The sequence below is a fragment of the Haloleucobacter albus genome, assembly GCF_052492075.1.
Map to the genome: position 1 here is coordinate 103331 of NZ_JBQWAS010000026.1, position 11494 is coordinate 114824.

General features: G+C 61.4%; 10 protein-coding genes. 5 read left to right on the top strand and 5 right to left on the bottom strand.

The annotated features are described in order from the left end of the window. Positions 1-86 precede the first annotated feature (86 nt). Positions 87-1502, bottom strand: coding sequence for a circularly permuted type 2 ATP-grasp protein (locus ACT6QH_RS08830; RefSeq protein WP_444974452.1), 1416 nt, complete (start codon positions 1500-1502; stop codon positions 87-89). Between the two features lie 170 nt (positions 1503-1672). Here ACT6QH_RS08830 and ACT6QH_RS08835 point away from each other — a divergent pair, with 170 nt between their 5' ends. Then, the gene (locus ACT6QH_RS08835) at positions 1673-2416 is read left to right on the top strand and encodes a competence/damage-inducible protein A (protein WP_444974453.1); all 744 of its coding nucleotides are present in this window, start codon (positions 1673-1675) and stop codon (positions 2414-2416) included. A gap of 122 nt (positions 2417-2538) precedes the next feature. Here the strand turns inward: ACT6QH_RS08835 and ACT6QH_RS08840 are convergent, their stop codons facing one another. Beyond that, positions 2539-3606, bottom strand: a complete 1068-nt coding sequence (locus tag ACT6QH_RS08840) for an NAD-dependent epimerase (RefSeq protein WP_444974454.1) — start codon at positions 3604-3606, stop codon at positions 2539-2541. A 282-nt stretch (positions 3607-3888) separates the two neighbouring features. Here ACT6QH_RS08840 and ACT6QH_RS08845 point away from each other — a divergent pair, with 282 nt between their 5' ends. Both ACT6QH_RS08845 and ACT6QH_RS08850 read left to right on the top strand, forming a co-directional pair. After that, complete coding sequence (locus ACT6QH_RS08845) at positions 3889-4329, top strand: c-type cytochrome (RefSeq protein ID WP_444974455.1); 441 nt, start codon at positions 3889-3891, stop codon at positions 4327-4329. 289 nt (positions 4330-4618) lie between these two features. Further along, on the top strand, positions 4619-5344 hold the full coding sequence (locus ACT6QH_RS08850) for a hypothetical protein (protein ID WP_444974456.1): 726 nt from the start codon (positions 4619-4621) through the stop codon (positions 5342-5344). A gap of 78 nt (positions 5345-5422) precedes the next feature. Here the strand turns inward: ACT6QH_RS08850 and ACT6QH_RS08855 are convergent, their stop codons facing one another. Together ACT6QH_RS08855 and ACT6QH_RS08860 are read right to left on the bottom strand one after the other, a co-directional pair. Continuing rightward, the gene (locus ACT6QH_RS08855) at positions 5423-6112 is read right to left on the bottom strand and encodes a cytochrome b/b6 domain-containing protein (RefSeq protein WP_444974457.1); all 690 of its coding nucleotides are present in this window, start codon (positions 6110-6112) and stop codon (positions 5423-5425) included. Between the two features lie 155 nt (positions 6113-6267). Next, positions 6268-6906 (bottom strand): FMN-binding negative transcriptional regulator, encoded by a 639-nt coding sequence (locus ACT6QH_RS08860; RefSeq protein ID WP_444974458.1) that lies wholly within the window; start codon positions 6904-6906, stop codon positions 6268-6270. A gap of 150 nt (positions 6907-7056) precedes the next feature. Between ACT6QH_RS08860 and ACT6QH_RS08865 the strand changes: the two genes are divergently transcribed. Both ACT6QH_RS08865 and dxs read left to right on the top strand, forming a co-directional pair. Continuing rightward, the gene (locus tag ACT6QH_RS08865) at positions 7057-7965 is read left to right on the top strand and encodes a glycosyltransferase family 2 protein (RefSeq protein WP_444974459.1); all 909 of its coding nucleotides are present in this window, start codon (positions 7057-7059) and stop codon (positions 7963-7965) included. Positions 7966-8261: 296 nt separating this feature from the next. Beyond that, positions 8262-10193, top strand: a complete 1932-nt coding sequence (gene dxs, locus ACT6QH_RS08870) for a 1-deoxy-D-xylulose-5-phosphate synthase (RefSeq protein ID WP_444974460.1) — start codon at positions 8262-8264, stop codon at positions 10191-10193. A gap of 369 nt (positions 10194-10562) precedes the next feature. Here the strand turns inward: dxs and ACT6QH_RS08875 are convergent, their stop codons facing one another. Continuing rightward, the gene (locus ACT6QH_RS08875; protein ID WP_444974461.1) at positions 10563-11474 is read right to left on the bottom strand and encodes an MBL fold metallo-hydrolase; all 912 of its coding nucleotides are present in this window, start codon (positions 11472-11474) and stop codon (positions 10563-10565) included. Positions 11475-11494 lie beyond the last annotated feature (20 nt).

Genomic DNA, 11494 nt, shown 5'->3' on the forward strand with positions numbered 1-11494 from the left:
CTGAGTAACCCATCATCGGAGGGGTGAAAGGGCTGGACGGGGAGAGACATCCGGTGTGCGCCCGCGGGGCGCGCCGGCCTGCCGGCTCAGGTGTCGAGAACCCAGGTGTCCTTCGTCCCGCCGCCCTGGCTGGAATTGACCACGAGAGAACCCTCCTTCATGGCGACGCGGGTGAGCCCGCCGGGCACGATGCGCACCTTGTCCGATCCGCTCAGAATGAACGGCCGCAGATCCACATGGCGCGGGGCCAGCCCCTTTTCCACCAGCGTGGGGCAGGTGGAGAGGGCGAGCGTGGGCTGGGCAATGAAATTGTCCGGCGCGGCGATCAGCTTGGCGCGGAACGCCTCGATCTGCGCCTTGTCGGCGGCGGGGCCGACAAGCATGCCATAGCCGCCAGAGCCGTGGACTTCCTTCACCACCAGCTCAGGCAGATGCTCCAGTACATATTTCAGGTGATCGGGTTCGCGACAGCGCCAGGTGGGCACATTGGGCAGCAGCGGTTCCTCGCCCAGATAGAAGCGGATGATTTCCGGCATGTAGGAATAGATGGCCTTGTCATCCGCCACCCCGGTGCCCACCGCATTGGTGAGGGTGACATTGCCGGCGCGATAGGCGCTCATCAGCCCCGGTACGCCCAGCATGCTGTCAGGGCGGAACACCAGAGGGTCCAGAAATTCATCATCCAGCCGGCGGTAGATCACATCCACCCGCTTGGGCCCCTCGGTGGTGCGCATATAGACGACCTCATCCTTCACGAACAGGTCGCGTCCCTCCACCAGATCCACGCCGAGCTTGTCGGCGAGGAAGGAATGTTCGTAATAGGCCGAATTGTAGATGCCGGGGGTGAGGATGGCGACATTCGGCTCATGTCCGCCACGCGGCGAGAGCGAGCGCAGTGTGGCCAGAAGGTCATCGGCATATTGTTCCACCGGCGCCACCTTGTGCATGGCGAACAACTCGGGGAACAGGCGCATCATGATTTCCCGGTTCTCCAGCATGTAGGAGACGCCGGAGGGCGTGCGGGCATTGTCTTCCAGTACATAGAATGTGTCTGGATCAGTGCGCACGATGTCGATGCCCGCAATGTGCACATACAGGTCATGTGGCACACGCTGGCCATTCATTTCCGGGCGGAAGGCCGGGTTCTGGTAAACCAGTTCTTCCGGCAGCAGGCCCGCCTTCAGAATTTCGCGCTTGCTGTAGACATCCCGGATATAGAGATTGAGCGCCTTCACGCGCTGCTCCAGCCCGCGCGCGAGGGTGCCCCACTCGCCCTGGGTGAGGATGCGGGGCACGATATCGAAGGGAATCAGGCGTTCCTGCGCATTCTGTTCGCCATACACAGCGAAGGTGATGCCGATGCGCCGGAAAATATATTCAGCCTCCTTGCGTCGATGGTCCAGCACGTCCTGGGGCACGCCTTCCAGCCAGCGCTGCAAGGCTTCATAGGCAGGACGGACCTGCCCATCGGAAAAGGACATCTCGTTGAAGGCTTTTTGCATCTAGACTGCCTCTCCATGTGCGGGTGGAGCGTCTTGGAACCTTACAAACATCGTGCCAAACAAGTGAGAACAGGAAAAGACATCTGTTCAGATAGATTCTCGCGCCCTGTTTGCCCATGAAATGGGCTGAATGTGCGCTACCCTTGGGCAGAATTTGAAAGAGGATGGTCATGTTTGAGGCGGACGATGCCCATTTGGTCACTGCGGCGCTGGTTATTATTGGTGATGAGGTTCTGTCCGGGCGCACCAAGGATAAGAATATCGGCCATATCGCCGAGCGGTTGACCGAAGTGGGCATAGATCTGCGCGAGGTCCGCATTGTGCCGGATGTCGAAGAGGACATCGTGGCCGCCGTGAATGCCCTGCGCGCCCGTTTTACCTATGTCTTCACCACGGGGGGCATTGGCCCCACCCATGATGACATCACGGCGGACTCCATCGCCCGCGCCTTTGGCGTGCCGATTGATGTGGACCCGCGCGCCCGCAAGCTGCTGCTGGAATATATTCCCGAAGACAGGCTCAATGAGGCGCGTTTGCGCATGGCCCGGATTCCGCAGGGGGCGGAGCTGGTGGCCAATGCTGTTTCCAAGGCGCCGGGCTTCCGCATCGGAAATGTCATCGTGATGGCCGGTGTGCCACGCATCATGCAATCCATGCTGGAAGTGGTGTTGCCGGATCTGGAAAAGGGCCGGCCCATGCTTTCCCATACGGTGAAGGCCAATACGGGCGAGGGGGATATTGCCGCCGGGCTTTCAGAGCTGGCCGGGCGTTATCCGAAGGTGCTGATCGGCTCTTATCCGTTCCGTGATGAAGATGGCGGCTTCAAGACCCATCTGGTTGCCCGCACGCGGGATAAGGCGTTGCTGGAGCAGGTAACGGCCGAGCTGGAACAGTTGGTGGCCCCTTTCGCCTGAGTTGCGGGCACCCCCCCCCGGCAGAACATGAAAAGGGCGGGCATGACGCATTTGCGGGGGCGGGCCTGAAAAGGGCTGCCCCGCAGTTTTGCAAGGGCGCGTTCGCAAGGGCGCGTTTGCGTTCAACCCGCCACGATCCGGGGCAGATAGATGTTCAGATACCAGTTTACGAAAGCGGTGATTCCGGTTTTCAGATCGGTGCGTGGGGCAAAATCCACCGCATGGGCCAGGGCGGAAACATCCGCATAGGTGGTTTCCACGTCTCCGGCCTGCATGGGTTGAAAATCCAGAACAGCCTTGCGGCCCAGCGCCGCCTCGATATGGGAGATCAGTTCCCTCAGCGGGGCGGGGGCGTGGTTGCCGATATTGTAGAGACGCCACGGTGCGCTGGAGCTGGCCGGGTCCGGCGCTTTCCCGCTCCACTGCGGGTTTGGCCCCGGTACATGGTCCAGCAGGCGCATCACCGCTTCCACAGCATCGTCGATATAGGTGAAGTCGCGGCTCATATGCCCATCATTGAACACCTGAATGGGGCGTCCGTGCCAGATGGCGTCCGTGAACAGGAACACGGCCATATCCGGCCGGCCCCAAGGCCCATAAACGGTGAAGAAACGCAGCCCTGTCGCCGGCAACCGATAGAGGTGGCTATAGCTGTGGGCCATCAGCTCATTGGCCCTTTTGGTGGCGGCATAGAGGCTGATGGGGTGATCCGCCCCCTGTTCCACAGAGAAGGGCTGTAGGGTGTTGGCACCATAAACGGAGGAGGAGGAGGCGAAGATGAGGTGTTCCACCTCATTATGCCGGCACCCTTCCAGCACATTGGCGAAACCCACGAGGTTGGAATCCACATAGGCCGCCGGGTTTTCCAGCGAGTGACGCACCCCGGCCTGCGCCGCCAGATTCACCACCTGAACAGGCTGATGATGGGTAAACAGGGCCGCTGTTTCCACCCGTTGGGCCAGATCCAGCTTCTCGAAGGTGAAGCCGGGCTGGGATTGCAGTGTGGCAAGCCGGGCCAGCTTCAGGCGTACATCATAATAATCATTCAGATTATCCACCCCCACCACGCGAATGCCCTGCCCGAGCAGGCGGTGCGCCAGTGCCGCGCCGATAAATCCAGCCACGCCGGTGACAAGAACGGGGCGGCCTGAAAGCCGGGATGCGGAAATGCTGGAAGTGTTGCCCGTCACGATGTGCGTTTCACCCTCCGGTACAAAGGGCCTTCTTACTGGGCTCGTCATGCGGATGAAAGGCATGTGCCCATGTCTGATGCCTTTCTCCCATGCGGCCGTCAATGCTCCGATATGCTGGTGAGGGGCTGACCTGTCGTGTTTCTGTGGCGCAGACTGTGAATATTTGCCGGATATGGGCACAAAACGGCCTCGGTCACGCTTTAACCCGGCTTCCGTCGCGTCATTTTGAAATTTGAATGCTTATAATCCACACATTCGAATCCTGACCGGGAGCTGACAATGCGTCTGACCGTGACCACCGCCCTTCTTGCCGGCCTTGCTGCTGCAACGGCGACCTTCTCTGTGGCTCATGCGGAAAATGTCCTTCAGCAGCGCCAGACGCTGATGAAGGAAATGGGCGGCCAGATGAAGATTGGCGCCGATATGGCGAAGGGCAATATTCCCTTCGACGCCGCCAAGGCTGAAGCCATTTTCACCACCCTTCAGAACAATATGAAGGGCTATGCCGATCTGTTCCCTGCGGGTTCGGATGTGGGTGAAACCAAGGCTGAGCCGGCCGTGTGGAGCGATCGCGCCGGTTTTGAGGCCGCCATTGCCAAGTTTGAGGCTTCCGTCGCCGAAAACCGCACTGCGGGTGTGACTGAAGCAGGTTTCAAGACCGCATTCGCGGCGGTGGGCGAGGGCTGCCGCTCCTGCCACCAGACCTTCAAGGCGCGCTGAGCCTGTGAGTGCTGCGGGGGCTTATCTTGCAGCACCTCATCTTGCAGAATTTTAGTTTTGCGGCTCCACGCCTTCTGGTCTGGAGCCGCTTTCATGTCAGGCTCCTGCTTTGCGGCCTCTGCACAGGAGGTGGCCAGCGTGGAACAGGAAGGCAAGGCGCCCTGTGGTCGGGTTTGCGTTCAACCCGCTTCAATGCGAAAGGGTGAGGGGCGGGCGCTGTGGCCATGGGCTATGGTTTGGGGGCTGCTGCCGGCCGAAAACCGAAATGCTGAAATGTGGCGGTGTTTTCATGTCCGAATCGTCCGGCAAACTTCCCTTCGTGCAGTCCCTGCAATGGAGCATCCAGTGGAGTGTGGCCATTGTGCTGCGGCACCAGCTTGCAGTGGCCGCCTATATGGCCGCCGGCGCGCTGGTGGGGCTGCTGAACTTCGTTGATCCGCTACTGGGCGGCATGGGCTGGTTGATGCTGGGCATTGCCAGCATCGGTCTGGCGCTGCTCACTCATAATGAGGTGCTGCGTGGTGAGGCGCAGTTGGATTCCACGGTTCTGGGCCATGGAGGCGGGCGGCTTTTCAGCTATCTGCTGGATTGTATCTTGCTGATTCTCATCATGACCGCGATCTGGATGGGCCCCTCGCTGCTGATGGCGCTGCTGTTCTTCTCGTTGGAGGACAGTACGCCGATGATTATTCTCGCAGCCCTTGTCTTCATGGCGCTGTCTGTCGTCGGCATTGTGGTTGTTTCCCGGCTGGCGCTGCGTTTGCCGTCCCGCGCGCTGGGCACGCCCATGCCATGGGCTGATGCCTGGGCGATGGGGCGGGGCAATACGCTGAAGCTGGTTTTTGTGCCGATGGTGCTCTCCATCCCCTTTGTCATTCTGGGTTCGATTGGCGCGACCATCTCCATGGAAATGGGGGATATGGTGCAACTGGTGCTTCTGCCCTTGCAGGTGGTGTTGTCCTGCGCCTTTCTCTCGGTGGCCTATGGCCGGTTGCGGGCGGAGCCTGCGGCCTGAGTGTGAAGCAGGGGCAGAAACGAAAAAAGGCGCGGCCACCCTGAGTGGTCCGCGCCTTTTGCATGAAAGAGCGGCAGTTCAGGCCGCGCCAATCATATTGACCACTACCCAGACGACCACGGCGGCAAGCACAAGCATGGCCAGCGCCAGCCAGACAGGGGCCATATGCGGCGCGGAGAAGCTCTGCGGCAGGCGCTTCCAGCCTGTCACCATGGGGCGCACCAGATCCTGCCGCAGCAGTGCCGCATAAAGCAGGATGGCCGCCACATGGGCCACCACGGCGATCACGATCAGATCGAAGCTGAATCCGTGCCAGATGGTCAGTGTATCACTCCAGCCGCCGCCCAGAAGGTGGGCGAGGGGGCCTTCCTCGAACAGGCCATCATTGGAGAACAGGCCAGTGATGGTCTGGAACAGCAGCAGGGCCAGCAGAGCCACCACCATGAAAGCACCAGCCGGATTATGGCCGGTTTCATCCTCGGGCTGGCGACGCAGCACATGGCCCAGATGTGCAAAGGCCGCGGCCGGGCTCTTGATGAACTGGGTGAAGCGCGCTGTATCAGAACCCACCAGCCCCCACAGAATGCGGAACAGCACCAGAGTGAGGATGGTGTACCCCACCATGAAGTGCAGATCGAGCTTGCCCGTTTCGGCGGAAATATAAGCCGTGGCAACCAGCGCCACGAGGGCCCAGTGGAACAGCCTGACAGGGCCATCCCAAACCTTCACCCACCGCTTGGAGCCGGTGGCCTGTGCCTTGTTGTCCATTCCATCCATCCTCTTCCGGGGCGGCTCTCCAGGTCCTGCCGGTTCAGCCATAGGCGTTCTGATCGTTGGGGATAGGGCCTGCTGCATTGCAGAACAAGTCTAGACTGCACAATTGAAACCACGACGACGCATGGAGCCCCATCAGGGCCGGGCTTTCAGCCTTTGCCCTGCATGTCGTGGCGAGAGGCTTCCATGCAACGGGCCAGAGCCTCATGCCCGCTTTTGCGCAAGCCGCTGACAACGCCGGTAAAATCGCGTTCTCCACGGTTCTGGCTGAGCTTGGATTTCGCCAGCGTCCGCGTGATGGTGATGCGCAGGGCGACAATATGATCCAGCATCTGTTGCATGTAATCGGCCGGCGCATCGGCCATGCGCCATGCCGCATCGCCATTCAGTCGGCGCTCCTGCATGCGTGTCAGCAAACCTACAGCCGCGCGTCTGGATTTCTCATCATGCTGGAAGCGGATTTCGCCATATATGTGCACAACCTGATAGTTCCATGTGGGCACATGGCGGTGATGTTCCGGCTTTGTCGGGTAAAAATTCGGGGACACATAGGCATCCTCACCGCGAAAGATGGCCAGCACCTCCTGTCCGTCGCGGATCAGCCGATGCATGTCATTGGCCTGCGCAATATGGCCGATCAGCGCCCCATCAGGCGTAGAGAGCAGGGGAATATGGTTTGCGATCAGCCCGCTTTCCGTCTGCGCGACAATGCTGGCCAAGGGGGCTGCCGCGATGAGATCGCGGATCTGTTGCGGGTCGGTTTCCTGAAAATGAGGAGGAATATACATTTCCGGTTCTCGCGCTGCGTCTCACGTTTCACTGTATCGCATGAGGTGCAGGGCGTGATATGAGCGTCCCACTCCGTGCGCAGGCTGCCCCGGCCGGGCGCGCCTTTGTTTTTGCGGGCCGGCCTCAGGCCCTTCCACGGCGAGAATGTCTTGTCCGCTTCAACCGCGCCTTTTTCGGAACATTCCGGTTCAGAACAGTCCGGTGCGCATGCCGCAGCAACGGTGAGCGTGGTGTTTGTCACCTATAACAGTGCGGCGGTGATTCCAGCGGCCGTGGCCAGTGTGCCGGCCGGCTGCGATGTGGTGATTGTGGATAATGCCAGCCCACAGGGTACCGGCTGGTATAATGAAATTTCGCGCCCGGCCCGGCTGGTGGAGATGGGGCGCAATGCCGGCTTCGGCGCGGCCTGCAATGCCGGGGCCCGCGCCGCAACCACGCCTTACATCCTGTTTCTGAACCCTGATGCCCGTCTCGGCCCGGATACGATGGAAACGCTGCTGGCCGCCGCCCGCCTCTATGGGGAGCCTGCCATTCTCATGCCTGCCATCGTCAGCGAGCAGGGCCGGCTGATGCGCAAGGAAGGCACCATTTTTGAACAGGTGCCCCGCAGCGCGCGGCTGAAACCGCAGGAGATTGCGGGAGATTATTGCACCCGCTTCGTGCATGGCGCGGCTTTTCTGGTGTCGCGGGCGGCCTTTTTCGATCTGGGCGGGTTTGATGAGGGGATCTTCCTCTATCATGAGGATGATGATCTTTCCCTGCGGGCCATTGCCCGGCAGGTGCCCATCATCGTGGTGCCCGGTGCGCAGGTGGTGCATGAGGGAGGCGGCTCTTCCACACCAGGCCTGAGGCAGACTTTCCGCATCAATCGCTTCAAGCAGCAATCGGAAAATTATGTGCGGGCCAAATATGGCCGGCCCCGCTCCCGTCTTGCTCTGGCGGCAAAACTGGTGGGCGGCTGCCTGCTGGCGGCGCTGCTGGCCAATCCGCATCGCGTTATGGTGCGAGCCGGCAAGCTGCGGGGGGTGTTCGATCCGCCGGCGCGTCAGGGGGGATGATGTGTGCGCGACCTTTTCAGAGGTTCCAAGGCCGAGCCACTGTCGCTATGTTGCAGGGCAAAGGGTTGCGCAGGTCGACTCGTCTGTTATCTCGTTCTGTCTGCCTGTTCCTGTCCATGAAGAAATGAGAGGCGCCTTCCGGCACACACGGCAGTGAGACATATGCCGGTGCAGCTTTGCTGCCCGTCGCACAGTTCATCGCCAGTTGAACAGCAGAAGCGGCCTCTCGCGTTGCGTCAGGGGCTTCTCCTGTGTAAGCCTCGGATTGCCGGCAAGGACCGGCGCGGAGTGGGTTTGTGACGTCCCTGAAAACACCGTTGCTCGATACCATCAAGGATGCTGCCGATGTGCGGTGCCTTGGGCCAGAACAATTGCCCCAGCTTGCGGATGAATTGCGGGCGGAAACGATTGATGCCGTCTCCGTCACCGGCGGGCATCTCGGCGCGGGCCTGGGTGTGGTGGAACTGACGGTGGCGTTGCACCATGTGTTCAACACCCCGCATGACAGGCTCATCTGGGATGTGGGCCACCAGTGCTATCCGCACAAGATTCTCACCGGCCGGCGAGATCGCATCCGCACCCTGCGGCAGGGCGGCGGCCTTTCCGGGTTCACCCGGCGTGCCGAAAGCGTTTATGACCCGTTCGGGGCCGCGCATTCCTCTACCTCCATTTCAGCCGGGCTGGGCATGGCGGTGGCGCGTGATCTGGCTGCGGTGGATCGCAATGTGGTGTGCGTTATCGGTGATGGGGCCATGTCGGCCGGCATGGCCTATGAGGCCATGAACAATGCCGGCGCGATGGACAGCAGGCTTATCGTTATTCTCAATGATAATGATATGTCGATTGCCCCGCCTACGGGGGCGATGTCGGCCTATCTGGCGCGGCTCATCTCGGGGCAGACCTATCGCTCGCTGCGGGAGATCGGCAAGCAACTGGCCGGTCGTCTGCCGAAATTCGTGGAACGCGGCGCGGCGCGGGCAGAGGAGTTCGCGCGCGGTTTCCTCTCTGGCGGCACGCTGTTCGAGGAACTCGGCTTCTATTATGTGGGGCCGATCGACGGGCACAATCTCGATCATCTGTTGCCGGTTCTGAAGAATGTGCGCGACGCCAAGGGCGGCCCCATTCTGGTGCATGTCGTTACCCAGAAGGGCAAGGGCTACGCCCCCGCCGAGGCCAGTGCCGACAAGTATCACGGCGTGTCAAAGTTCGATGTGCTCACTGGCACGCAGGTGAAGGCCAAATCCAACGCGCCCACCTATACGCGCGTGTTCGCCGAAAGCCTGATCGAGGAAGCCCGGCGCGATGACAAGGTGGTGGCCATCACTGCGGCCATGCCTTCCGGCACCGGGCTGGATCAGTTTGGCAAGGCGTTCCCCGGCCGCACCTATGATGTGGGCATTGCCGAGCAACATGCGGTGACCTTCGCCGCCGGGCTCGCATCTGAAGGGTTCCGCCCTTTCTGCGCCATCTATTCCACCTTCTTGCAGCGTGGTTACGACCAGGTGGTGCACGATGTGGCTTTGCAGGGGCTGCCGGTGCGCTTCGTGCTGGATCGCGCCGGGCTGGTGGGGGCGGATGGCGCGACCCATGCCGGCGCTTTCGACATCACCTATCTCACCTGCCTGCCGGGCATGACGGTGATGGCTCCGGCCGATGAGGCCGAGCTGACCCATATGATCGCCACGGCCGTAGCTTATGATGATGGCCCCATCTCCGTGCGCTTTCCCCGTGGCGAAGGCGTGGGTGTAGACCGGCCGGAGCGGGGCGCGGTGCTGCCCATCGGCAAGGGCCGCATGGTGCATGGTACGGGTGAGGGCGATATTGTCATTCTCTCCCTCGGTACCCGTCTGGCGGATAGTCTGAAGGCGGCGGAACGGCTGGAAGATGCCGGCTTCCGCGTGAGCGTAGCCGATGCCCGTTTCGCCAAGCCGCTGGATCATGAACTGGTGCTAAAGCTGGCGCAGGGCCACAAGGCGCTGCTGACGGTGGAAGAAGGCTCCATTGGCGGCTTCGGCAGCCATGTGCTCCAGCTTCTCACCGATGAGGGCGCGCTGGATCAGGGGGCGCTGAAGGTGCGCGCCATGGTGCTGCCGGATCTCTATATCGATCAGGATACGCAGGCCCGCCAGCTTGCCGAAGCCGGGCTGGATGCCGACGCCATTGTGGCGAAGGCGCAAACGCTGGTCGGCCAGAAGCCGGCCGAACGCGGGTTGTTCCGCGCCGGGTGAGGCCAGCTTGCCGGGGTGGGCCGGGGTTGCGGCCCGGAACTTTTGAAGCCGATGCGGTTGGGTGCGCCACTGGTTCACTGGCGCCGGGGCTTTCTGGGCCGGGGCTTGCAGGCGCTGGAAAGTGAGGGGCAGGGGGCGGGTTCAGTTTGAGTGCCCCTCTTGAAATTTCCGCACCAGTGGGGAAGAAGGATGAGCTCAGGGCAGGGGCTGTTCTAAACTTTGACTCTACGGGGCCGCTCGACAGACCGTGTTTTTGATGGCCTGATGGCCTGATGGCGTCTTTGATATCTGCTCCATCGCTGCCTCACACAGCGCCTGCCAGGTTCCTTTCCATCCGTCTTATCTACGTGAACCTGTCGGCTCCCGCTGTCAGTCGCTCCCGGCGGTATCCTGCACGGCCAGCACACGCGCCACATTCTGCCGGTGCACTTCCTCATAAGGCGCGAAGGGATGCAGCGCCCCGGTGGCGAAGGCTTCCGCGGCAAATTCCGGCAGCGGCAGATGCGCCTGTTCCGGCTCATGCTTCAGGTGCAGAAGCTTTTCCAGATAGATCCGGTTGGCGGTGATGAGCGCCGGGCCATAGCCTCCCGCTGCAATCGTTGCCTCATGCCCATGGGCGGGCAGAATACGGCGGGGCTGCAAGGCGGCCAGATGCTCCAGCCCGCGCAGATGGGTCGCCAGCCGCTCCGGTTCATCCACATAGGGGATCGGGTCTTCCAGCACATCGCCAGCCAGCATCAGCCCATCAGGCAACAGGGCCACTGTGCCATCACGGGTATGAATATCCATCTGTTGCAGCGTGACGCTCAGGCGGCCCACGGTGAGCGACAGCCTGCCGGAAAACAGACGATTGGGCATCACCAGCGGGCAAATAGGCGGAAAGGCGGTTTCCAGCCGTTCCCGGTTTTCGGCCAGCAGGGCGGCCGTTTCTTCGTTGGCGATGATCTCGCAATCGGCAAACACGGCATTGCCGGCGATATGGTCATCATGCCAGTGGCTCAGCGCCACGCGGATGCGGCGCACACCGCGCGCCTCCAGTGTATTGCGCACCAGCCGTGCATGGGCGAGCGAGAGATGCGTGTCAAATACCAGCGCTTCGGCCCCATCCAGCATGGCATAGCTGGCGATGCCGAGGCTGTAGGCTCCATCATCCAGCCAGTTCTCTTCCAGGCTGAAAAGACGAGTGCCGGGTCTGCGGCCATCATAAAAGGCCAGAACATGCGGGCAGGGGGAAAGCACACGCAGGGTGGAGCCCGGCTCGCGCAGTGTCATATTCATCATGCCCCTCTGGCAACGGAAAA